This window comes from Ruegeria sp. O5 (assembly GCF_056535105.1).
The window spans coordinates 94,038-117,089 of the sequence record NZ_JBQERN010000003.1 but is presented as its reverse complement, the minus strand read 5'-3'; the positions used below and the strand labels follow the sequence as shown (position 1 = coordinate 117,089).

Annotated in this window: 23 protein-coding genes; 10 read left to right on the top strand and 13 right to left on the bottom strand. The window is 58.9% G+C overall.

The features are described from left to right. Position 1 precedes the first annotated feature (1 nt). From ACR0M3_RS06700 to ACR0M3_RS06690, 3 genes are read right to left on the bottom strand one after another with little or no spacing between them, the layout of a single operon-like run. Positions 2 to 2,068, bottom strand: a complete 2,067-nt coding sequence (locus tag ACR0M3_RS06700; protein ID WP_480910022.1) for an ABC transporter permease — start codon at positions 2,066 to 2,068, stop codon at positions 2 to 4. Continuing rightward, positions 2,065 to 3,114 carry a quaternary amine ABC transporter ATP-binding protein gene (locus ACR0M3_RS06695; RefSeq protein WP_480475875.1) on the bottom strand — a complete coding sequence of 350 codons (1,050 nt, stop codon included), beginning with the start codon at positions 3,112 to 3,114 and terminating at the stop codon, positions 2,065 to 2,067. The genes ACR0M3_RS06700 and ACR0M3_RS06695 overlap by 4 nt, the downstream gene beginning before the upstream one ends. Positions 3,115 to 3,124: 10 nt before the next feature. Further along, positions 3,125 to 4,075, bottom strand: a complete 951-nt coding sequence (locus ACR0M3_RS06690) for an ABC transporter substrate-binding protein (RefSeq protein ID WP_209504562.1) — start codon at positions 4,073 to 4,075, stop codon at positions 3,125 to 3,127. A 418-nt stretch (positions 4,076 to 4,493) separates the two neighbouring features. Here ACR0M3_RS06690 and ACR0M3_RS06685 point away from each other — a divergent pair, with 418 nt between their 5' ends. Then, positions 4,494 to 5,156 carry a DNA-3-methyladenine glycosylase I gene (locus ACR0M3_RS06685; RefSeq protein WP_480773174.1) on the top strand — a complete coding sequence of 221 codons (663 nt, stop codon included), beginning with the start codon at positions 4,494 to 4,496 and terminating at the stop codon, positions 5,154 to 5,156. A 42-nt stretch (positions 5,157 to 5,198) separates the two neighbouring features. Beyond that, positions 5,199 to 5,885, top strand: coding sequence for a hypothetical protein (locus ACR0M3_RS06680; RefSeq protein ID WP_480773173.1), 687 nt, complete (start codon positions 5,199 to 5,201; stop codon positions 5,883 to 5,885). On the opposite strand, the gene ACR0M3_RS06675 is transcribed toward ACR0M3_RS06680, so the two are convergent. Beyond that, positions 5,882 to 6,295, bottom strand: coding sequence for a c-type cytochrome (locus tag ACR0M3_RS06675; protein WP_480582952.1), 414 nt, complete (start codon positions 6,293 to 6,295; stop codon positions 5,882 to 5,884). The two genes, ACR0M3_RS06680 and ACR0M3_RS06675, sit on opposite strands and share 4 nt — an antisense overlap. A 97-nt stretch (positions 6,296 to 6,392) precedes the next feature. Here ACR0M3_RS06675 and ACR0M3_RS06670 point away from each other — a divergent pair, with 97 nt between their 5' ends. Further along, positions 6,393 to 6,830, top strand: coding sequence for a DMT family transporter (locus ACR0M3_RS06670; RefSeq protein WP_480481927.1), 438 nt, complete (start codon positions 6,393 to 6,395; stop codon positions 6,828 to 6,830). Here the strand turns inward: ACR0M3_RS06670 and ACR0M3_RS06665 are convergent. Together ACR0M3_RS06665 and ACR0M3_RS06660 are read right to left on the bottom strand one after the other, a co-directional pair. After that, entirely contained in the window at positions 6,814 to 7,500 is a 687-nt protein-coding gene (locus ACR0M3_RS06665; RefSeq protein WP_480481929.1) for an ABC transporter ATP-binding protein, read from the bottom strand. The two genes, ACR0M3_RS06670 and ACR0M3_RS06665, sit on opposite strands and share 17 nt — an antisense overlap. Next, positions 7,493 to 8,788, bottom strand: a complete 1,296-nt coding sequence (locus ACR0M3_RS06660; RefSeq protein WP_480910021.1) for a lipoprotein-releasing ABC transporter permease subunit — start codon at positions 8,786 to 8,788, stop codon at positions 7,493 to 7,495. Before ACR0M3_RS06660 ends, ACR0M3_RS06665 begins: the two co-directional genes overlap by 8 nt. A 355-nt stretch (positions 8,789 to 9,143) precedes the next feature. Here ACR0M3_RS06660 and ACR0M3_RS06655 point away from each other — a divergent pair, with 355 nt between their 5' ends. Continuing rightward, positions 9,144 to 9,503 (top strand): hypothetical protein, encoded by a 360-nt coding sequence (locus ACR0M3_RS06655; protein WP_267366022.1) that lies wholly within the window; start codon positions 9,144 to 9,146, stop codon positions 9,501 to 9,503. 126 nt (positions 9,504 to 9,629) lie between these two features. Here the strand turns inward: ACR0M3_RS06655 and proS are convergent, their stop codons facing one another. Beyond that, a complete protein-coding gene (gene proS / locus ACR0M3_RS06650; RefSeq protein ID WP_480481934.1) occupies positions 9,630 to 10,970 on the bottom strand; it encodes a proline--tRNA ligase in 1,341 nt (446 codons plus the stop codon). A gap of 169 nt (positions 10,971 to 11,139) precedes the next feature. Between proS and ACR0M3_RS06645 the strand changes: the two genes are divergently transcribed. The 5 genes from ACR0M3_RS06645 to ACR0M3_RS06625 all read left to right on the top strand — a co-directional run bounded on the left by ACR0M3_RS06645 (position 11,140) and on the right by ACR0M3_RS06625 (position 16,925). After that, positions 11,140 to 12,504 carry an FAD-dependent oxidoreductase gene (locus ACR0M3_RS06645; RefSeq protein ID WP_480910020.1) on the top strand — a complete coding sequence of 455 codons (1,365 nt, stop codon included), beginning with the start codon at positions 11,140 to 11,142 and terminating at the stop codon, positions 12,502 to 12,504. Then, positions 12,504 to 13,478 carry an isopenicillin N synthase family dioxygenase gene (locus ACR0M3_RS06640; protein WP_480910019.1) on the top strand — a complete coding sequence of 325 codons (975 nt, stop codon included), beginning with the start codon at positions 12,504 to 12,506 and terminating at the stop codon, positions 13,476 to 13,478. The genes ACR0M3_RS06645 and ACR0M3_RS06640 overlap by 1 nt, the downstream gene beginning before the upstream one ends. An 89-nt stretch (positions 13,479 to 13,567) precedes the next feature. Further along, complete coding sequence (locus tag ACR0M3_RS06635; protein WP_267365997.1) at positions 13,568 to 14,641, top strand: AI-2E family transporter; 1,074 nt, start codon at positions 13,568 to 13,570, stop codon at positions 14,639 to 14,641. Continuing rightward, positions 14,642 to 15,331 carry an HdaA/DnaA family protein gene (locus tag ACR0M3_RS06630; RefSeq protein ID WP_480910018.1) on the top strand — a complete coding sequence of 230 codons (690 nt, stop codon included), beginning with the start codon at positions 14,642 to 14,644 and terminating at the stop codon, positions 15,329 to 15,331. A 49-nt stretch (positions 15,332 to 15,380) separates the two neighbouring features. Next, entirely contained in the window at positions 15,381 to 16,925 is a 1,545-nt protein-coding gene (locus ACR0M3_RS06625) for a Ppx/GppA family phosphatase (protein ID WP_480537395.1), read from the top strand. 12 nt (positions 16,926 to 16,937) lie between these two features. Here ACR0M3_RS06625 and ACR0M3_RS06620 read toward each other — a convergent pair whose 3' ends face one another. The 6 genes from ACR0M3_RS06620 to scpA all read right to left on the bottom strand — a co-directional run bounded on the left by ACR0M3_RS06620 (position 16,938) and on the right by scpA (position 22,399). Then, positions 16,938 to 17,312, bottom strand: coding sequence for a hypothetical protein (locus ACR0M3_RS06620; RefSeq protein ID WP_480481945.1), 375 nt, complete (start codon positions 17,310 to 17,312; stop codon positions 16,938 to 16,940). A gap of 37 nt (positions 17,313 to 17,349) precedes the next feature. Further along, a complete protein-coding gene (locus ACR0M3_RS06615) occupies positions 17,350 to 18,351 on the bottom strand; it encodes an endonuclease/exonuclease/phosphatase family protein (RefSeq protein ID WP_480545819.1) in 1,002 nt (333 codons plus the stop codon). A 4-nt stretch (positions 18,352 to 18,355) separates the two neighbouring features. Next, complete coding sequence (locus ACR0M3_RS06610) at positions 18,356 to 19,036, bottom strand: molecular chaperone DjiA (RefSeq protein ID WP_267365678.1); 681 nt, start codon at positions 19,034 to 19,036, stop codon at positions 18,356 to 18,358. A gap of 45 nt (positions 19,037 to 19,081) precedes the next feature. Next, complete coding sequence (locus ACR0M3_RS06605; protein WP_480481948.1) at positions 19,082 to 19,570, bottom strand: N-acetyltransferase family protein; 489 nt, start codon at positions 19,568 to 19,570, stop codon at positions 19,082 to 19,084. After that, entirely contained in the window at positions 19,567 to 20,169 is a 603-nt protein-coding gene (locus ACR0M3_RS06600; protein ID WP_480481949.1) for a VOC family protein, read from the bottom strand. Before ACR0M3_RS06600 ends, ACR0M3_RS06605 begins: the two co-directional genes overlap by 4 nt. Positions 20,170 to 20,272: 103 nt before the next feature. Further along, entirely contained in the window at positions 20,273 to 22,399 is a 2,127-nt protein-coding gene (gene scpA / locus ACR0M3_RS06595) for a methylmalonyl-CoA mutase (RefSeq protein WP_480481951.1), read from the bottom strand. Between the two features lie 168 nt (positions 22,400 to 22,567). On the opposite strand from scpA, the gene ACR0M3_RS06590 reads away from it, so the two are divergent. Continuing rightward, on the top strand, positions 22,568 to 23,014 hold the full coding sequence (locus ACR0M3_RS06590; RefSeq protein ID WP_267365674.1) for a DUF4174 domain-containing protein: 447 nt from the start codon (positions 22,568 to 22,570) through the stop codon (positions 23,012 to 23,014). Positions 23,015 to 23,052: the final 38 nt, after the last annotated feature.

The window sequence follows — 23,052 nt, the reverse complement described above, 5'->3', positions numbered from 1 at the left end:
ATTACAGCCCAAGCGCCGCGCGGCGTTCTTCGGCAAAGCCCTGCACGATGCGGTCTGCGATCAGTGCCAGAATCGCCATCGCAGCTCCGGCCGAAATACCAAGCCCCACATCCGCCTGACCCAGCGCCAGATAGATCGACTGGCCCAGACCGGTGGTCCCGATCAGTGCCGCGATGACCAGCATGGCGAAGGCGTAAAGGATGGTCTGGTTCAGCCCCAGAAGGATGGTCGGGGCCGCATAAGGCGCCCGCACATCGCGCATGATCTGCCACTCGGTCGCACCGCTTGAAATTGCGGCCTCCATCATCTCATCCGGTGTATTGACCAGCCCGTGCCGTGTGTAGCGGATCATCGGGACAATCGCATACGCACAGATCGCCAGAAAGGCCGAGAACTCACCAATCTGGAACACCATCAGCACCGGGATCAGGAACACGAACAGGGGGATCGTCTGCAACATATCGCAGATCGGGCGAACCACGTTCCACACAGGCTGCCATACCGCGCTGGCAAGACCGATCAGCCCCCCTGCCAAAGCGCAGGTAAACACTGCTGCACCGCTAAGATAAAGCGACAGCAGCGCCCTTTCCCACAGGCCCGAGACGAGGATGGTGCAGAGCAGCCCCACGCAGAGCGCGGCCAGACGCCAGCCCCCGGCGACCCAGCCCAGCGCGGCAGCGCCGGTCAGGACAAAGGGCCAGGGCAGGTTCGCGATGCCGGTTTCCAGCATTCCGATCAGGATCAGAACGACCAGCCCGCCAGTCAGCCGCCCGCGCCACGCCATCAACAGCGCAATCCCGGCACCGGCCGCGAACAGGCCATAGCTCATGCTCGACGTCCACTGGAAACCCCATGTGAAGGGCAGCACCGCCTGATCCAGCCCGATCCGAAGCGGTAGCAGTACATAGAACAATGAGTTGTTCTTGAGGGCGTCCAGCCACTGGCCGTTGGCCTGCGTGAACGCGGTCAGGCCGCTGTCCACGATCTCGGCCATCGGGTCCAGCAGGGTCAATTCCGCAGGGTTTGGCAACCACGCCCGGAAGGCCGCAGTGAAGACAACAGCAAAGCCCAGCATCGCCCAGACAACGCGGCTGTCATAGCGTTTACGCTCGGTCGCCAAAGTACCGCTCATCCGGTCGATCACCACCGCAAAGACCACGATAACCAGACCCGCCATCAGCGATTCGCCGAACTGCGCCTTGCGCATGGTCAGCAGAACCTCCCAGCCGATATCGTTGAACCCGCCGATGACGGCGGCGATGATAACCATCGACAGAGCAGCCATCAGGCATTGGTTCACACCGACCATAATCTGAGTGGTGGCGGCAGGGATTTCGACCTGGAACAGTTGCTGGAACCGAGTGCCGCCAGACATGATGGCCGCCTCTTTGATCTCAGGCTCTACCCGTTCCAGCCCCAGCATCACATTGCGCGCCATGGGCGGTGCGGCATAGATGGCCGAAGCAATCAGACCAACAACAGGACCAAACCCAAACAGCAGCAGCAGCGGTGTCAGATAAGCGAAGGTTGGCACCGTCTGCATGATGTCCAGCACGGCCTGCACAAAAGATTTCACCTTTGGCACTTCGTTGGCGAGGATGCCGATACCGCCCCCAATGACCAGCGCCACAGGGACAGACACGGCGACAAGCGCCAGCGTATTCATGCTTTCGGCCCAATAGCCCGAGGCCAAAACAAAGCTGAGGCCCAGAAAGCCAAGTGCGGCCATGGATAAGCCGCCCAGATACCAGCCCAGCGCGGTCACGATCCCGATCAGGATGGGCCATGGCGTATTGCCCAGCACGAAATTCGCCCAGTTCATTGGGTGGGTCATCAGGTCCGAAAACAGCCGCATTGCCGGTTTGATCAGGTTCAGAAACCAGTCCAGAAACGCGCCAACCCATTGGGTTGCAGGCAATTCCCACGCGACGGGCCACTTGACCAGCCACGGGGCGACACCCTCGAGCGCAAGGCAAACTGCACCGACGACAACCGTTATTAGGGCGGCCTTCGCACCTGCCGTCAACTGCGCACCACGCCGTGCCGGAAGGTCGGTTATGGCGGTCATGTCTCGTCTACCTGAAGAGCTGCGGCCAGATCGGACGGATGCACCGTGCCGACGACATTACCTGCCTCATCCCGTACGGGCACGGGTTCATACAGCTCCATGCAATGCGCAAGGGCTGCGTCCAGCGTCATCGAGGTGGTGAGGCCGGGATCATCCGGGCCACATTCTGCCTCGCTCCGCATCACCGAGGCGACCTTGGCGTGCTGACCTTTGGCGACATCTTTCGAGAATTCGCGCACGTAATCATCCACCGGACGCAACACGATATCTGTGGGCGTTCCGATCTGAACAATCTTGCCGTCGCGCATGATGGCGATGCGGTCGGCCAGCTTCAGCGCCTCTTGAATGTCATGAGTGATAAAGACGATGGATTTCTTCAGTGTCGCCTGAATGCGCAGGAATTCATCCTGCAACTGGCGGCGGATCAATGGGTCGAGGGCCGAGAACGGTTCATCCAGAAACCAGATGTCAGGGTTTACGGCAAGACTGCGGGCAATGCCCACACGCTGGCGCTGGCCACCTGAAAGCTGGCGCGGAAAGCTGTCTTCGCGCCCTTCCAAACCGACCAGTGAGATCACCTCCTGTGCGCGCGCCAGCCGTTCCTTCTTGCCCACACCCTGCACGCGCAGCGGATAGGCCACGTTTTCGGAAACGGTCATATGCGGGAACAGGCCGAAATGCTGGAACACCATGCCCAGTTTTTTGCGGCGCAACTCTGTCAGCGCCTTCTTCGAGGCTCCGATGACATTTTCGCCGTCCACCCGAATCTCACCACCTGTGCCCGGCAACAGCTGCGAGATGCAGCGGATCAGCGTGGATTTGCCCGAGCCCGACAGGCCCATGATGACGAAAAGTTCACCTTCCTGAACCTCGAAATTGGCATCCTGAACGGCGGGGATCAGCCCCTGTTCCCGAAGGGCGGCGGCAGCCTTGTCGGCGTCATTCCCTGACCGAGACAGCGCGTCGGTCAGGGCTTTGTCAGCGCCGGGGCCAAACACCTGCCAGAGATTCCGGCAGGCGATGGCTGGCATAGTCGTGTCCGTCACTTACGCGGGCTCACTGGGTTGCCGCGTCAACAACCGGACGCCACTTGCCTTCGTTTTCGGCCATCCAAGCGGCGACAACTTCTTCGACCTTTCCGCCGTCAACGTCGATCGCGCCCATCATCGGCTGCTGATCTTCAACCGCCAGCTGATAATTGGTCAGGATTTCAAAGGCTGCTGGCCATTTCTCCTCCATACCGCTCCAGCCGGCCTTGAAGATGCGCGAGGGCGAGAAGTCGCAGTCATTGACAGCGTTCGGGTTCGGGCCCCAGGCCGGATCACTAAAGCACGCCTCTTCACCGGCGGGCAGTTCGACGAACTGAACGTCATAGGCCGACATCGCCCAATGCGGCTGCCAGAAAGTGATCAGCAGCGGCGATTTGCGTTCGGTCGAGGCGCGCAATTCCGCGATCAGCGCCCCTTCGGACCCTGCTGGTACGGCTTTGAACGGCAATTCCAAACCGGTCATGCGATCGGCGCCCGGAGTACCCCAATCGGCCGGGTAGTCGACCAGACGACCACCGGGCAGAGTTTCCGCCGTCGCAAAGACCTGAGCGCAATCTTTCAGCGCTTCCCATGCGGGCAGGCCCGGGCACAGATCGGCCACATGCGCCGGGTATGCGATGCCTTCCTTGGCATCCAGACCCAGATCACCGATTTCAACCACAGTGCCTTCACCGATTTTCTTGGCGTATTCATCGGAAACGTTGGAAGACCAGATTTCCAGTGTCGCGTCGATGTCGCCATCGGCCAGCGCCTGGAACTGGTTCATCATGCCCGCGGTCACATATTCGACGTTGTACCCGGCAGCCTTGAGCATCTCTCCCGCCACATGCGTGGTGACATGCTGGCCGGTCCATTCGTTGATCGCCAATTTGATCGGTTCATCCACGGCACCCATATCCGCCGCCTGCGCTGCGCCTGCAACGCTCAGAGCCATTAGGCTTACACTTAGTTTTTTCATGGACTTAACTCCCTGTCATATTTGTTTTGCCCATCCCGGCAAGGATTCTCCCGCCGGTCTTTCTGTCTGATGACAATGCCATGCCGCAGCATGCACAAATTTGGCTGGAAAAGAACAGTGATCCGTTTCCAAATTGTGGAAAAGATCTTTCTGCCAGATTGTTCCCCCCTCCCGGCTCCCTTTACGCATCCAACCCGGCTTACCCTTGTTCCATTTCGCTAAGACGGGACGTTGACTGACGAGTCAATCAGAAAACATTTTGCCACCTTTTGTCGAGAACTTCTTTCGAAAATCCGCATTTTTCTGCGAATCCTATTATTCGGGGGACTGCATCAAATCTGGGAGAGGTCAGATTTTTCGTTGCCAAACAAGAACAAAAGATAAACATTCAATGTCGGGCAACATCAAGGTTAGACAGATGCGAACGTTTGACGAAATCTTTGAAATCGCAGCCGCGCGCCACGGCGGTCCAGAAGCACTGGACGCAAAACTGAGCAAACCGAAAACCCCCGCGGAACTGGCAGCGATGCCCGAGGATCGCTGGCTGTCGGTCATCACGAAATGCATCTTTCAGGCCGGTTTCAACTGGAAAGTCATCGAAAACAAATGGGACGGGTTCGAAACAGCCTTTAACGGGTTCGACGTGGGGCGATGCGCGTTCATGGATGATGAGAAGTTTGACACCCTTTTGCAGGATACGCGCATCGTAAGGAATGGAACCAAGATCGCGGCTGTACGGGATAACGCTGCATTCTTGCTTGAACTGCGTGAGGAAGGCGGCGCGGGTAAAGTGTTAGGCGGCTGGCCATCTGATGACTACGTCAACCTTCTGGCAATGCTGGCAAAACGCGGGGCCCGACTGGGCGGCGCTTCGGCGCAGTACGCAATGCGGTTTGCCGGGCGGGACAGTTTCATTCTGTCTCAGGATGTCACCGCCCGGCTGATTGCTGAAGGTGTGATCGACAAGCCTGCCACCTCGAAGAAAGCGATGGAGGCGGTTCAGAACGCCTTTAATACATGGATGGGTCAGTCCGGGCGATCACTTACGGAAATCAGCCGGGTTCTGGCCATGAGTCTGTGAAAACGGTTTGCGGAATACCCGCAGCGGAATAAGATTCAACTTATGGTTCTGCGTGTATTCATTGCTTCACTTTTGTTGCTGGCCGCCTGCGGTCGTGAGTTGACTGAGCAGGAGCGCGATTTTGCGGAAACCATTCAAGGGGAAACCCTGGAACTGGATCACATCCGTCTGGTCGAAGGTGCCCCGGTTACCAACGTGACGTATTTCCGCGAAGAACGCCCGCGACTGGCCTGCCGCGAGCGCATTCTGCCCCCGGTGGACCCCGGGCCGGTGACGGGCAAACCTGCCGCCGTGGCCCTGTTCAACAAAGTCTACTTTGCCCGCGACTGGTATCTGGAGGACTATATGTCGGAATTTCCGGATCAGATGAACCTGCTGGCCGCGATGCTTTTGGCCCATGAGCTGACGCATGTCTGGCAATGGCAGAATCGCCGGACCACGGGTTACCATCCCCTGCGCGCTGCGGCGGAACATGGGGGCCGAAGGGATCCGTATCTGTTCGACCTCGAAACTTCTCCGGATTTTCTGACCTACGGGTTCGAACAGCAGGGCGCGATCGTCGAAGAATATGTGTGCTGTCGCGCGCTGGCCCCTCAGGCCAAGCGCACCAAAAGACTTCATGACATGCTGGGTGCCCATTTTGATCTGTCGCCCTTGCCGGAACAGGGGCGCGAGCGCCCGGTCCTGATCCCGTGGAGCGAAGCCAGGATCGAGGGGATTTGCAGTTAGTTCCGGGCGCGCTGCAGGGTTTCCAGATATGCCACCAGATCAACGATCGGCTGGCTGGTCAGGATCGGCTGACCTTCCGGTGTTTTCATGGATGTGTCCTGCCCGTCGAAATAAGGGCCATAGACCGGCATCGGGCTGCCATGGCTGACCAGCGGATCCCTGCCGTCGATGCGGGCGACAACGCGGGCGGTCGGGAACACCCCGCTTTCGCTGGACAATGCGGTCAGATCGGACGGCTGAACAACCAGCACACTGGCCATCGGCCCCTGCCCGGTTGCGTCAATCCCGTGACAGGTCGCGCAGTAATGCAAATAGAGTTCCTCTCCGGTCACGGCATCCTGCGCCCAAGCAGCCTGTGCGGCAGCAGCCGAAACCCCGAGAACCAGCATACCGATCGTTGCCTTGAACATCGTATCCTCCTGTCACAATTGACATTTGCAGGGTTGCCCGACAGGCATATGGGCGCAATGATCCAGATCAACGAAACAGGTGCAGAGGGTTCGGGCAATGACACAATACGCAGCCATCATGCTGGCCGCCGGATTTGGAATTCCGATACTGGCCGCTCTTAACGCGGCCCTTGGCAAGGTCATTGGATCACCGACAACGGCAGCTGTGGTGCTGTTTGCAATTGCCCTGGCCGCCTCGGTGCTGACCATGCTGTTGTTTCCCGGTTTTGCAGCCTTGACCAAGGTTGCGCAGGCCCCGAAACACCTGTTGTTCGCTGGCATCCTGATTGCATTCTATGTGTTGTCGATCACCCATGTCGCCCCGCATTTCGGTGTGGGAAACGCCGTGTTCTTTGTCCTGTTGGGGCAATTGATCAGTGCCGCGGCAATCGATCACTTCGGCCTGTTCGGCGCGCAGGTTGCACCCCTCACCCTGATGCGGGCAGGAGGTATCGCGGTCATGGCCATCGGTGTTGCAATCACTCAACTGGCCTGAGCACGCCACCCTCAAGCCGGACCATGCGATCCATGCGCGCCGCCAGTTCGAGGTTGTGGGTCGCGATCAACGCCGACAAACCGTCGTCCCTCACAAGTTTCATCAGCGCATCGAACACCTGATCCGAAGTTTCAGGGTCCAGATTGCCTGTCGGTTCGTCCGCCAACAAAACACGCGGCGCGTTGGCAAGCGCCCGGCAAAAAGCCACGCGTTGTTGTTCACCGCCTGACAGCGCCGCAGGACGGTGGCTGGCGCGCGGGGCGACGCCCACACGGTCCAGCAAGTCCAATGCCCGTGCCTGAGCAGCTTTTTCGGACGCGCCATTGGCCAGTTGCGGCAATGTGATGTTTTCCAGCGCCGTAAACTCGGGCAGCAGGTGATGGAACTGATATACGAACCCGATATCCTGCCGACGCAACGCCGTTCTGGTTCGGTCGCCCTTGCCGTTCACATTCTGCCCCCCGATTTCCACGGTTCCGTTGTCAGGCCTATCCAGCAGACCGGCGATGTGCAGAAGCGTCGATTTACCCGCCCCTGACGGCGCAACCATGGCCACAGCCTCACCCGCGCGCAGTTCGAGGTCGACCCCGCGCAGAACCTGCACCTCGCCCGGTGTGCCTTTGAGGTAGGTCTTGGTCAGACCGTTCAGTCGCAAGGTGACATCATTCATAGCGCAGCGCCTCGACCGGGTTCAGCCGCGCCGCGCGGCGGGCGGGGAAATAGGTGACGATGAATGACAGGCCAAGCGACAGGCCCGTCGCCTTGAGCACATCGCTCAGATGCAGTTCGGCCGGCAGGGCGTAGATGCCACGGATCGACGGATCCCACACGCCACCGCCCATCACGTAGTTTACGAATGAGAAAATCGGATCAATGTAGATTGCAAAGAGGCATCCCAGGATAACCCCCATTGCAGTGCCGATCAGGCCGGTGAACGCACCGCAGATGAAAAAGACACGCAGAACCGATCCTTCGCTCAGGCCAATCGTGCGCAGGATACCGATATCGCGCCCTTTGTTCTTGACCAGCATGATCAGGCCCGAAACGATGTTCATCGCAGCAATCAGAACGAGGATCGACAGGATGATGAACATCACATTATCCTCAACCTCGAGCGCGCGCAGAAAGCCGCCGGATGCGTCCTGCCATGTCCAGATCTGGCTGCGCTCGCCCGACGCCTCAAGAATGGGAATCAGGATCGGGCCAAGGTCTTCGGGCTTGTCCACCATCACTTCTATCTCATCCGCCACACCTTCACGGTTGAAAAAGCCCTGCGCCTGCGAAAACGGCATGTAGACGCGGGTGCGGTCGATGTCATAGCGACCGGCCGAAAACACATAGACAACGCGATAGGCATTCACGCGCGGCGACGTGCCAAAGGCGGTTTTGACCCCGTTGGGCGAGGTCAGTTTGACCACATCCCCGACAGTGGCCCCGATGCTGCGGGCCACACCCGATCCAATGGCGATGACATCCTCACCCGTCTGGAAGTCCGACAGGTCCCCCGCCGCCTGTTCCGCCTGCGCGATACCCGGCAGGTCGAGCAGATCATCGGGTCGGATGCCAAACACCTCGACCCCGCTGCTGCTGTCGCGATTGGTGATCAGCACCTGCCCCTTCACCAGCGGTGCGGCACGCTCAACTCCGGGCACCTGCGCTATGCGGTCGGTGCGTTCCTTGTAGTCGCCAATTGTTCGATCCACCCGGCCCTGAGCGTCAAATTCACCCGAGGAATAGACCGTCACATGCGCATTGGCACCCAGAATGGTGCCAACAAATTCAGAGCGAAAACCTGAACGAACAGCCAGCGTAGCGATCAGGGCAAACACGGCAAGTGTGATCCCGATCAGTGATATCCATGTCATCACGCTGACACCGCCTTCGGCCCTGCGCGCGCGCAGATATCGCCAGGCGATTTTCCATTCAAAAGGGGCAAAGGGCGGGGGTGTCTTGGCCATGCCTGCTCCGGGTTTTCTTGTTTGCGGCGACCCTTTCGGCATTTCGCCCAATGGTCAAGCCGGTTGTCACTCTGAACTGGCTCCTCAGCCTGAATGAGCCGAATCGTTTCAGGACACGACCAAAATACACGTGCAAAACAGGTGTCTTCCAATTCTGGCGCTACACCATGAGTTGTGAAGCGCATCACAGACAAAAGGTGATTGTTTCAGGTATGACGTTAATCATCGCACATCGTGAGCCACTGAATCGTAAAGGCAACAATAAGTGCGAAATTTTATTACTCTTTTTGATTATTTTCAGAAACTTTGCCACCCTAACCATGGGGGAACACATTTAAAGAGCGGGGGTCGCTCAATGAATTTACGAATTTCAACCAATGGCGCGGGTGCAATTTCGACCCGTCAGGCTTCAACAGAATTGGATTGTGAGACCGCAGCCTTGCTGCGCGCGGCCATCCGGCCGATCTTTGTCACCGCAGCAAGCTGGGGCAATTTGGCAGACATCCTGAAAGACAAAGGATATCGTCTGGTTTTCCGTCAAGGCCGTTTGTGTATCACGGATCGGGCAACTGATGCGCGGATTTGCGGATTGCGCTTTCTGGATATCGAGTTTCGCGAACTGATCAGCCGCCTTGGCCGCCCGATTGTTGTGGCGACAGGTGACGGAGCCAACGGAGACGTCCTGGCCGAGCGCCCGACGTCGGATCAAAACTGAGAACCTGCCGACTGACGCGGTCAATTCAGGTAGCTTGGGAAGGGCCGCCAGATCTGAGCCTCCGGCACCCCTTCCAGATCACGGGGCGTGTTTCAACGCCTGCTTAATGCAGCAACGGATGGTGGCTCAGGCGATCTGCTGGTAAATCTCAGCAACTTTGGTAACGGCCGCCTCGGGGCTCAGTTCCTCGCTTTCGCCGGTACGGCGGCAGGTCAGTTCAACCACACCATTCTTCAGACCACGCGGGCCAACCGTGATGCGCCAGGGCAGACCGATCAGGTCCATCGTGGCGAATTTGCCGCCTGCGCGTTCGTTGCGGTCGTCATAGAGCGGCTCCAGACCCAAAGCCGTCAGCGCCGTGTAGATCTTGTCACAGGCTGCATCGGCTTCTTCATCGCCCTGCTTGAGGTTGACGATACCGCAATGGAACGGGGTCACGCCCTCAGGCCAGATGATGCCCTTATCGTCATGGCTGGCCTCGATGATCGCACCGACAAGGCGGCTGACACCGATACCATGGCTGCCCATGTGAACCGGAACCGGTTTGCCATCCGGGCCTTGGACAGTTGCACCCAAGGGATCGGAGTATTTGGTGCCAAAGTAGAAGATTTGGCCCACCTCGATGCCGCGCGCCACGCGGCGGCGTTCTTCGGGTATCTGGTTGAACAGCGCTTCATCATGGGTTTCGTCAGTGCGCGCGTATTTCGAAGTGAACTCTTCCAGAATGGCCTGACACTGTTCGCGGTTGTCATAATCGATGTCACGGTCGCCAAAAGTCAGATCAGTGACAGCACTGTCATAGAAAACCTCGGATTCGCCGGTATCGGCCAGAACCAGGAACTCATGCGTGTCATCGCCACCGATGGGGCCTGAATCGGCGCGCATCGGAATCGCCTGAAGTCCCATCCGTTCATAAGTGCGCAGATAGCTGACCAGATGGCGGTTATAGGCGTGCAGCGCATCTTCCTTGGTCAGGTCGAAATTGTATCCGTCCTTCATGTAGAATTCACGGCCCCGCATCACGCCGAAACGCGGGCGGATTTCATCGCGAAACTTCCACTGAATCTGGTAGAGCGTCAGCGGCAGGTCCTTGTAGCTGCTGACGTGGCCGCGGAAGATATCTGTCACCAGTTCTTCGGCCGTCGGCGTGAACAGCATGTCCCGGTCATGCCGGTCTTTCATCCGCAGCATCTCCTGACCGTAATCGTCATAGCGCCCGGATTCACGCCACAGATCCGCCGACTGGATAATGGGCATCTGGATCGCGATGTGACCGGCCCGCGCCTGTTCCTCGTGGACGATGTTTTCCAGCTTGCGCAGCACTTTGAAGCCCAGCGGCAACCAGGAATAAATCCCGGCAGAGGCCTGCTTGATCATCCCTGCACGCAGCATCAGCCGGTGGCTGACGATCTGAGCCTCGGACGGGGTTTCCTTGAGAACGGGCAGAAAGTAACGGCTCAGGCGCATGGACGGACCTTCAAAGGTAAGAATTCGACTGGACAGGTGATTATGCCAAAGCCCCGCCGGGGGCAATCGCGCATTGGTGTTTTTCCGACCTTGCGGCAGTCGGTTTTTTGATTGACCCGCCAATCGGGAAACCCAATGGTAGCGGAAACGCAAATTCCATGAGGCGCTGATGCAAACCATTCAGGAACCCGCACGCCAAATCCCCGTCATTCATCAAACCGATGTCCTGGTCGTGGGCTCTGGCCCTGCCGGGTTGGCAGCGGCGCTTGCAGCGGCACGTGCGGGGGCCGAGGTATCTTTGATTGATCGGTTTGGCTGCATGGGTGGCAACATCACTGCCGTCGGCGTCGAAGGATTTGCCTGGTACCGGCACGAGCAAACCGTCGAGGCAGGTGGCATCGGGATGGAATTCGAGACCCGCGCCAAGGAGATGGGCGCCGCCGTTCCGGAAAGCCAGTCGCTGAGCTATGAGCTGGACAGCGAAGGCTTCAAACTGGTCGCCGACAAGCTGGTCGAAGAAGCGGGTGTGCATCCGATGTTGCATCGGCATTTCGTGGCCCCGATCCTGGAAGGTGACCGGATCACCGGCGTCATCACAGAATCCAAAGCCGGGCGCGAGGCGATTTTGGCCAAGGTCGTCATCGATGCCACCGGCGACGCGGATGTGGCCCATCGTTCGGGCGCGCCGACCCACAAAACTCCGCGCGAGGACATGATGGCGGCTTCGGTCATGTTCCATCTGGCGGGCGTAGATAAACGCGCCTTCATGGAAGGTGTGAAAGCTGACCCGCAGACCTACAAGGACTGGGGCGGCGGCGGAGAGTGGAATATCGAAACCTCGGGGAAAGAGGACGACATGTTCTCACCCTTCGTGCACAAACCGTTCCAGCAAGCGATTGATGAGGGGCTGATCCCGCCGCACCTGAATACCATCGCCGGAACCTGGGGCGCGATGCATGACACGGGCGAGCTGACCTACATGAACCTCATCCATCTGGCCGAGATCGATGGCACCGACCCCGACAGCCTGACGCGCGGCGAGATTGAAGGCCGCCGCCAGACCATGCTGGCCATCGAGGCGCTGCGCCGGTTCATGCCCGGTTGCGAAAACGCGCGTTTGCGGAATTTCGGGATGACCATCGGCATCCGCGACACCCGCAAGATCGATGCCGTTTACAACATGACCGAAAACGATGCCCGCCATCAGGGCCGGTTCGAGGATACGATAGGTATCTATCCCGAGTTCATCGACGGCTATGGCATTCTGATCCTGCCAACTACGGGGCGGTATATGCAAATCCCCTATCGGTCGATGCTGCCCAAGGGCATCAAAGGTCTGCTGGTTGCAGGACGCTCACATGGCGCGGACCGGGTGGCGCATGCCGCAACGCGAAATATGGCCTGCTGCGCCGTCATGGGTCAGGGCGCGGGCATTGCCGCTGCGGTCTCACTGAAAAGCAATCAGGAGCTGGACCAGCTGAATCTGGCACCGGTTCGCGCTGAACTGCAACGCCAGGGGGTGAGGATTCATTGATGGACAGTATCCCAACGATTGATATCGCGCCTTTGACTGCACCAGGAACCGCAGCCTATGACACAACGGTCCGGCACATCCTTGCGGCCTGTCAGGGGATCGGCTTTTTGTCGATCACCGGGACTGGCATATCCCAGCAAACCGTGGATCAGGTGCGTCAGATCACCCGACAGATCTTTGCCGTCGATGACGCACGAAAATGGGATCAGGCCATCACCCGCGCCAACTATCGCGGCTATATTCCCATGGGGTTTTTCACACCCAATGATGGATCGGGCGAGGCCGACAAATACGAAGGCTACAAACTGCATCACGAGGTCGCGGCTGACGATCCGGTGCGTGAGGATTGCGCGTTATACGGGCCAAACATCTGGCCTGGCGACGTACCCGGTGCGAAAGAGGTCATTCTGGGTTACTGGCGGCAACTGGATCGCGTCACCGATCTGTTGCTGGGCGCGTTAGAGGCAGGGCTGGATCTGAAATCCGACGCGCTGCGCAGCGCATTCCGGGCCCCGATGACCAACATGACCCTGCTGCATTACCCGCCTCAGGCCGAGGATGAGGCGGGCTATGGCATCCATCCGCACAAGGATACCGACGCCTTGACCATCATTGCCCCCGATCCGGTGGGCGGGCTTGAGGTGCAGACCCGCAGCGGTGGCTGGATCTCGCCCGATTGCCCGCCCAGTGGTTTCGTGGTGAATATCGGTGACATGCTAGAGCTGTGGTCGGGCGGGCGGTTGAAATCCACGCCCCATCGGGTTGTGAACCGGTCGGGGCGGGAACGGTACTCTTTTCCCTATTTCGCGGTGCCCCGTCACGACGTCGTCGTCGCGCCTTTGCTGCCGCCCCTGCCCGGCTTTGACCGTCCGGCGGTTCATTGCGGTCACTGGTCGGCCGAGATTTGGCGCACCAACTGGCCCGACGAAACCGCCACCGAAGACACCCCGGAATTGGGAACGTTGCGCGGCTGACCTCTGTAAACGCAAGCGCCATGAACCGCTTGCATCATGGGCTTTGATGCGCCAAGAACACCTGCAAGGGCCTGAACAAGGGGATCGCCATGGCTTTGCCGGTTAAGGATCAGCTGAGATACTGGAGCATCGCCGCTGCGGTTTTCGCGTTGATCCTGTGGGCCCTTGGCGATGTCTTGTTGCCTTTTGTCATCGGTGGGGCCATTGCCTATTTTCTGGATCCGGTCGCTGACCGGCTGGAGCGGCTGGGCCTGTCGCGTATGGCCGCTACGGCGGTCATCACGGTCGTCGGTGTTCTGGGGTTTGTACTGGCAATTCTGATGGTGGTCCCTGCGCTGATCACCCAGTTGTTGGATCTTGTCGATGTACTGCCTGATCTGTTCAAACAGTTGCGCAGTTTCATAGAAAAACAATTCCCGTCATTGCTTGACCGGGAATCAAGCACGCACGCGATGCTAGTGTCCTTTGGCGAAACGCTGAAATCCAAAACCGGGGACGTTATGCAGACGCTGCTGACCTCGCTGGGTTCCGCGATCAACATCGTTGTTCTGTTGGTCATTGTGCCGGTCGTGGCCGTCTACTTGCTGTTGGACTGGGACCGCATGACCGCCCGCATCGGAGAGCTGCTGCCACGTGACCACGCTCCCATCATCAGGCGGCTGGCCGGCGAGATCGATGCGGTTCTGGCCTCGTTCGTGCGCGGCATGGGAACAGTTTGTTTGATCCTTGGCACCTATTACGCGGTCGCACTAATGCTTGCTGGTCTGCAATTCGGCCTGATTGTGGGTTTTATCGCGGGCCTGGTCACGTTCATACCCTATCTGGGCGCCCTTATCGGAGGCTCGCTGGCCATTGGGCTTGCGCTGTTTCAGTTCTGGGGCGACTGGGCTCATATCGGGCTGATCGCGGGTATCTTTGCCATCGGGCAGGTCACCGAGGGCAATTTCCTGACACCCAAGCTGGTCGGCAGCTCTGTCGGGCTGCATCCGGTTTGGTTGCTGCTGGCCCTGTCGGTCTTTGGCGCGCTGTTTGGCTTTGTGGGCATGTTGGTGGCAGTCCCGGTCGCCGCAGCATTGGGCGTTCTGGCCCGCTTTGCCACATCGCTATACCTCGACAGCAGATTGTACACTGGTCTTGAAGGTCTGGATCAGGAAACCGAATAAATGGCCCGACAACTCAGCTTTGATCTGCCCGCTAAAACTGCGCTCGGGCGAGAGGATTTCTTTGTGTCACCGGCCAATGCGCTGGCGGTGGCAATGATCTCGGCCACGTCCTGGCCCGGCAACAAACTGGTACTGAGTGGGCCCGCTGGCGCGGGCAAAACCCATCTGGCCCATGTCTGGGCCGCTGAAACCGGCGGTCGAATCCTTCAGGCCAGAGACCTGAGTTATGACGATGTGCCAGACCTGGCGCGTATGCCGATTGCGGTCGAAGACGTGCCTTTGATTGCCGGTGATCTCGAGCAGCAAAAAACGCTGTTCCACCTGCACAATCTTGTTCTGGCCGAAGGGCACCCCCTGCTGATGACCGGCCGTCTTGCGCCCAAATTCTGGGCGTTGCCGCTGGCCGATCTGCAAAGCCGGGTCGAAGGCGCGCATCACGTCGCACTGGATCCGCCCGATGACGCATTGCTGGGCGCAGTACTTGCCAAGCTGTTTGTCGACAGGCAGCTCAACCCCGGCCCCGATGTCATCGCCTATCTTGTCAAGCATATGGACCGGCGGTTTGAAAGCGCAGCCGACGTTGTATCCCAACTGGACCAACTGGCCCTGGCTGAAAAACGCGACATTACACGCGCGCTTGCCATTCGCGTACTGAACACGGCCCCGGATGAGGTCGAGACCAATGATTGACCCGCTGACGTCAATTTCGCATCCTCAGGCAGAACTATCTGGAACACACATGGATCAGACCGTCAAAACCGATATCCCGGACTGGGGAACGTTCGGAAAGCCCCTGTTTGACAAACCGGACGCACGGGCGCTGTCGCGCGTCGGAGTTGTCGATGTCGGGTCGAACTCGGTCCGGATGGTCATTTTCGACGGGGCGGCCCGATCACCGGCCTATTTCTACAATGAAAAGGTCATGTGCGAACTGGGGGCGGGCCTGTCCGAAACCGGGCGACTGAACCCGCGTGGCCGCGAACGCGCCTTGTCGGCACTACGACGGTTCCAGCACCTGGCAATGGATCTGGATTTGCCCGGTTTGCATGTTGTCGCCACCGCTGCTGTGCGCGAAGCCTCGGATGGGCCCGAGTTTTGCGATCAGGTGCAGGCTGAAACCGGTTTGCAGGTGTCTATCATTGACGGTGACGAAGAAGCCCGCCTGTCGGCGCAGGGTGTCCTGTTGGGATGGCCCGGAGCTTATGGGCTGATCTGCGATATTGGCGGATCGTCGATGGAATTGGCCGAAATCGGCGGTGGTCAGGTCGGCCGTCGCGTAACCTCGCCGCTTGGGCCGCTGAAACTGCGCGACATCAAAGGCGGGCGGCGCGCGCGAAAAGCGCATATCAAGGAAACGATGGAGGATCTGCGCAATCAGATGGGCCAGCAGCGAGACCGTTTGTTTCTGGTCGGCGGCAGCTGGCGCGCCTTTGCGCGGCTGGACATGCTGCGGCGGGGCTATCCGCTGAACGTTCTGCATGAATACCGCATGACCACCAAACAGGTGCGCGAGACGATCAAATACATCGAAAAACACGATGGTGAAAAGCTGCGTGCTCAGGCGGGCGTGTCGAGCTCGCGCATGGCGCTTATCCCGTATGCGATGGACGTTCTGGCGCGGCTGATCCGCACGTTCAAACCCAAAGATATCGCCATCTCAAGCTATGGGATTCGCGAGGGGTTGCTATATGAGCAGATGCCGCAGGAAGTGCGCGATCGCGACCCGCTGATCGAAGCCAGCCGGTTCTCGGAAGCCAAGGACGCGCGCCTGCCCGGATTTGGCAGCAATCTCTATGATTTTGTCATCCCGCTGTTCAGATCGGCACCGCCCAGCAGAGTGCGCCTGATCAAGGCGGCCTGCCTGCTGCACGATGTAAGCTGGCGCGCGCATCCCGACTATCGGGCCGAGGTGTGTTTCGACAACGTCACGCGCGCCAATCTGGGTGGTTTGAAGCATTCCGAGCGTGTCTTCATCGGATTGGCACTGCAACACCGCTATCGCAACAAACGGGAAGGCAATCGGTTCTCTCGGCTTTACGAATTGCTGGATGAAAAAAGCCAGAAACAGGCCGAGATTTTGGGCAAGGCCATGCGGTTTGGCGCGATGCTGTGGATGCACAACGATGCCAATATGGGGCAGCTCAAGTTTTTCCCCAAAAAGCGAGAGCTGGAACTGTATCTGCCCGAGGCCGCAGCCCCCCTGTTCAGCGAAGTGGCAGAAGCCCGGTTAAGCGCCTTGGCAGCAGCGCTGAAATCTCAGACTCGCGTGATTGTCAAAGGCTGACTCTTGAGCGGGTCAGATATCTGTAGGTCCTTCGGGCACCTCGATATCCCGCTTTTCAGGCTCAGATGGCTCTTGGGTCGGTTTTCTGCGGATAATGATATCGCCATTGGGCAGAATCTCGGGTGGTTCATAAACGCTCCAGTCCTTGACCTCAGCCGCCAGTTCAGCAAGCGCCGGGCCCATCTGCTGCAAGAATGACTGCATCGCCGGGCCAAACTCTTCTGCCAGACCCAGCAAGTTTTCCAATGCCGGTTCCATTTCCTTGCGCAGACCTTCGAAAAACAGTTCGGCCCCCTGTTCCATCAGGGATTTTTCATTGTCTTCCTGTGCCATTGCAGGCGCGGCAAGGAACACTGAGATCGTACTGATCAGCAAGATGCGTTTCATACCTGACATATAAGGCCCGTGTGGCAGGCTGGAAAGGTCACAGTTCAATATCAAGCGTGACCGGAAAATGATCGGAGGCCGTCAAAAGCGCCTGCCGCAATTCCGGTTCAGCCCAACAGGCGGCATCCTGAAACGGGTGCCAGATACGCCAGGACGGGCGATATGCTTGCAGGTCCGTGGTAATCATTATGTAATCCAGTAATGCGTCCAGAAATTTACCTTCTTCCGGGCGGGCAAAGCGCGCAGTAGCAGGCACCGGCCCGGGCCGAAACCTGTAGGCTGTGACGGCGTTCGGGTCGAACAATCCGGCTTGCAGCAACACCTCGACCGACGAGCGGCCAAAGAGGTGCTCAAACTCATCCAGCCCGGGGCCATCGTTCAGATCGCCCAGCAAAATGACGGGCTGTTTTTGCGCAACATGCCATTCGACGCGCCGTGCAAGCCAGATCGCTTGCGCCAGCTGTTTGCGGCGATTGGCAATCGAAATCCGGATCGCCTCGTCCCGCGATTCGGCACCGTGCGGTGCCTTGGATTTCAGATGTGCCCCGATCAGGCGGATGTTGTGCCCCGCTTGCGTCGTCACCGCCAGTTCCATCGGCGGTTTGGAGAACCGCACGACATCCTCGGTCGCATCAATGTCGAGGTCGATTTTGAATACACCATCGAACCGGGGGGCTGTGGTATCTGCAATATCTCCCTTGGGATCGTGGCGAACACTCAGCACCGTTCTGTCATAGAGCAATGCCAGTTCCTGATGCGTGTCGTTTGCATAGCCCATCACCGCATCAGACGTGCGCAAGTCGAACGCTTCGGCAAAGGCTTGCAGGGCCCGAACCGTGTTCTGGCGTCTGCCCGTGTTGGGCGCCTCGACGATTACAATCGCATCAGCGTCAATGGCAGTCAGAACCTTGGCAATCGCTTCGATCTGCTGCGCTTTGGTGACGTCGTGCCTGCCGGACCAGCTGTCATCGACGATCAGCCTGTCTTTCTGGTCAAACAGATTGGCGAACCATTCGATATTATAGGTCGCCAGCCGCATCTGATCAGGCCCGCGCGCCGTTGATTTCATCCCAGGCGCGATTGATGTCGATCATCTTTTTCTCGGCCAGCCGGATCGCCTCTTCGGGGACACCCCGGGCCATCATGGCGTCGGGGTGCGTTTCCCGAACCAGCTGCCGCCAGACATTGCGAATGTCGGGCAGCGGCATGTCATGTGGAACGCCCAGAACCGTGTAAGGATCGTTTGGCGCATCCGGAACAAAGCGCGCCCGCAGTGCTTTGAACTGCGCGTCGGTTTGCCCGAAAATCTGGCTGACATCTTCGAGAAACGCGTTTTCGTTCGGATGATAGAAACCATCCGCCATCGCGATGTGAAAAAGACCTTCCATCAGGTCACACAGGGTTGTGCTGTCTTCGGAAAACATGCGGGCAATTTTGCGGGCGTAGTCCTGATATCCCGCCACGTCCGTACGGGCCATGTTGAAGACGCGGGCTGCACCTTCCTCATCTTCGCGCGCGATCTGAAACACGTCGCGAAAGGCGGTGACCTCATCACGGGTCACCTGACCGTCTGCCTTGGCCATTTTGGCACCCAGTGCGATGACCGCAATCGTAAAGGCCACGGACCGTTCCGGTGGCGAGCGTAGTTTTTCAAAAACTGCGGTCAGGCTTTCGCCCTGGGCAAGCGCGCTGAGCGCATCGGATATGCGAGTCCAGATCGACATGACCGCACCCTAGCGTCACAATTCGGGACTGTCAGGTGCAACAGGTCATTCAGCACCAAGAATTTTCTGCATCAGCACAAGGTCCAGCCGCTGGCCGAACTTAAAGCCGACTTCGGGCATCACCCCGACTTTCGAATAGCCAAGTGCGGCATGAAACGCCTCAGCCCCCGGATTGGCCGAGGATATGCCCGCGACCAGAACATGAACGCCTTGGGCTTGCGCGACTTCCTCCAGCTCTGACATCAACGCACGTCCCAGCCCTTTGCCCCACGCATCCGGTGACAGCTGGATCGTATGTTCGCAGGTTTGCGCATAACCGGGCCCGGTGCGGAAAGGGCCATATGTGGCAAAGCCGATAACGTGGCTGTCGTGCTCGGCAACCAGAAAACCGGGCGAGCGTGCCTTGATATCTTCGGCAATCTGGGCGGCGCTGCGTTCGTCCGTCGTGAAAGTGACCAAAGTGTCCCGGATGATCGCATTGGTGATCCGGGCAATGGCTGGAGCATCTGACGCTGTGGCCGGGCGAATGTTCATTCCAGCACCCGCAGCCCATGAGGTGTCTCAATTTCTGCCTGCAAAGCCGCGGGGCCGGTATCGAACACAACAAGATCCAGCTCACCCAGTCGACGGGCCAGTGTCAGGGCATCGGGGTGATAGACAACCAGACGCCGCAACCGGCACGCGCTGTCCTGCAACATGTTTGCCGGGTGCAGGTCGCCCTGCCATTCGATAAGGGCGGGAAACAGATTGTCGAACGGCAAACGCCCCGTTGGCGGAACCGCCATGCGCCATTGCAACGCGCCGCGGGTCAGGTCGATGGGCTCTCCGGTGCCATCGGGAAAGATCGACAGTGTGGCCTCGATATCCTCGACCCGGCATATCCAGTTCGTCAAACGCGGGCCGCCCTGAAAATTGTCCAGATCGAACCATCGCGGCCTGCCCGGAGGCTGCGCCTGCGGATCGATGGCAATCGCTTCCAGATAGAGCCCGTCCCTGAGCCCCAGCAGCCTGTTATGTGTCCCGAATTTTTCGTGTTTCCCACCGGGTTGCAGTGCAACACCAAGCGCCTGTTCGATATGCGCAGACGCTTCTTCAAGCGTTTCGCCCGCGACGGCCAGATGATCGAGTAACATGTGCACCCTCCTGCGAAAACGACCGGACCCAAAGGGATCCGGCCGCATGTTTTCGCCATTGGCGCAGGATCACAAGAGCTTTCGTTGAAAGACTTGCCTTGTGTCAGGGCCGCGCTTCGCGGATCAGGCGCAGAATGTCCTGAGCGGCCTCGGGAATGTTGGTGCCCGGACCAAAGATAGCCTTGACCCCATGGTCATACAGGAACTGGTAATCCTGTTGCGGGATCACCCCGCCACAGATCACGATGATATCGTCGGCCCCTGCTTTCTTCAGTTCTTCCACCAGTTGCGGTGCCAGTGTTTTATGCCCCGCCGCCTGCGAGGAAATGCCGACCACATGCACGTCATTGTCCACCGCGTCCTGCGCGGCCTCGGCAGGTGTCTGGAACAGCGGGCCAACGTCCACGTCGAACCCGATATCTGCAAAGGCCGTGGCGATAACCTTGGCACCGCGATCATGCCCGTCCTGCCCCATTTTGACCACCAGAAGACGGGGGCGGCGGCCTTCGGCCTCGGCAAAGTCCTCGATGGATTTCTGGATCGCGGCAAAGCCTTCGTCGCCCTCATAAGCAGCGCCATAAACACCGGCCAGGGTTTTCACCTCGGCGCGGTGGCGGCCGAATTCTTTCTCCATTGCCATGCTGATCTCTCCTACGGATGCACGGGCGCGGGCGGCTTCGACCGCAGCGGCCAGCAGGTTTCCGCCCTCCTGGGCGGTCTTGGTCAGGGCGTCCAGCGCGGCTTGGCACGCGGCTTCATCACGGGTTGCGCGAATGCGTTCCAGCCGCGCCACCTGCGCCTCACGCACGGCGACGTTGTCGACATCCAGAATGTCGATCGGGTCTTCCTGTTCCTTGCGGTACTTGTTGACGCCGACGATCACTTCGTCGCCCCGGTCGATCATGGCCTGACGACGGGCTGCGCTTTCCTCGATGCGCAGCTTGGGCATACCCGAGGCAACCGCCTTGGTCATGCCACCCATCTCTTCGACCTCTTGCATCAGGGCCCAGGCTTTTTCGACCAGTTCATTGGTCAGGCTTTCAACATAGTAAGAACCGGCCAGAGGATCGACCACATCAGTTACACCGGTTTCTTCCTGAAGCACGAGCTGCGTGTTCCGCGCAATGCGGGCCGAGAAATCGGTGGGCAGCGCAATTGCCTCGTCCAGAGCATTTGTATGCAACGATTGGGTGCCACCCAGAACTGCGCTCATCGCTTCATAGGCGGTGCGGATAACATTGTTGTAAGGGTCCTGTTCCTGAAGCGAAACGCCGGAAGTCTGGCAATGGGTGCGCAGCATTTTCGACCGTTCGGACTTTGCCCCGAACTCGGTCATTACCCGGTGCCATAGCGTGCGAGCGGCGCGCAGTTTGGCGATCTCCATGAAGAAATTCATGCCGATGGCAAAGAAGAACGACAAACGGCCCGCGAACTTGTCCACGTCCATCCCGGCCTCAGTCGCGGCACGGACGTATTCACGCCCATCAGCCAGCGTATAGGCCAGTTCCTGTACAAGGTTCGCCCCGGCCTCTTGCATGTGATAGCCCGAGATCGAGATCGAGTTGAACTTGGGCATCTCGTTCGACGTGTATTCGATGATGTCCGAGATGATCTTCATCGACGGTTCAGGCGGGTAGATATAGGTGTTGCGCACCATGAATTCTTTCAGAATGTCGTTCTGAATGGTGCCGGACAGGACAGATCTGTCGTGACCCTGTTCTTCACCCGCAACAATGAAACTGGCCAGGATCGGAACAACCGCGCCGTTCATGGTCATCGAGACCGAGACCTTGTCGAGCGGGATGCCATCGAACAGTATTTTCATATCTTCGACACTGTCGATGGCAACACCTGCCTTACCGACATCGCCCACAACGCGCGGGTGATCACTGTCGTAGCCGCGATGTGTCGCCAGATCGAAGGCAACCGAAACGCCCTGCTGGCCTGCTGCCAGATTGCGTCGGTAGAACGCGTTCGATTCCTCGGCGGTCGAAAAGCCCGCATATTGGCGGATCGTCCATGGACGCCCGGCATACATCGTGGCCTTGACACCGCGGGTAAACGGGCCAAACCCCGGCAAAGACCCCATATGCGGCAGATCGGCGGTGTCTTCCTGGGTGTAAAGCGGTTTGACCGCGATACCTTCCAGTGTTTCCTTGGTCAGGTCGCCCAACGGACGTCCGCGCAGCTCTTTCTCGGCAAGCGCTTTCCAGTCCTTTGTGTCGGTCATTTCGATTTCCTCTCGTCAATACGGATGGCGGTCGCTGAAAGCGTCCGCGCCAAGGTCCTGCACTTGGCCTGTTCTTTCAGGCACAAGCGCGAAAATGTGGTCACCCGGCACAAATCGCCGGTCGCAATCGCGGGCACAGGGGCTATATTCGAAAGAACAGGAGGCCACATGACACGCACGCTTGCCTTTGTTTTCTCGGCACTAATCCCTCTGGCCGCCTTGGCGGCAGACGGAACCGCGCCGTCTGATGACAGTTTTGTCCGCCCGGTGGGTGAAAGTGAACTCAGCGAATTTTTGTGGGTCAAACGCCCCATTGTGGTTTTCGCTGACACGCCCGCCGATCCGCGGTTCCAGCAGCAGATCGATATGCTTGTCGCAGAAGAAGCAGCCATGCGCGACCGTGATGTCATCGTGCTGACAGACACGGACCCGTCTGCCCGGTCTCCGATCCGGACCAAGCTGCGGCCGCGTGGCTTCCAGATGGTGTTCGTCGACAAGGACGGCGTGGTCAAACTGCGCAAACCCAGCCCGTGGAGCGTGCGTGAGATTGGCAGGTCTATCGACAAGACCCCCCTGCGCGAACGCGAGATTCGCGAACGGCGCGAAGGGGGCTGAACGCTTTCGCCATGTCCAAAGGCCCCGGTGCGATGCGC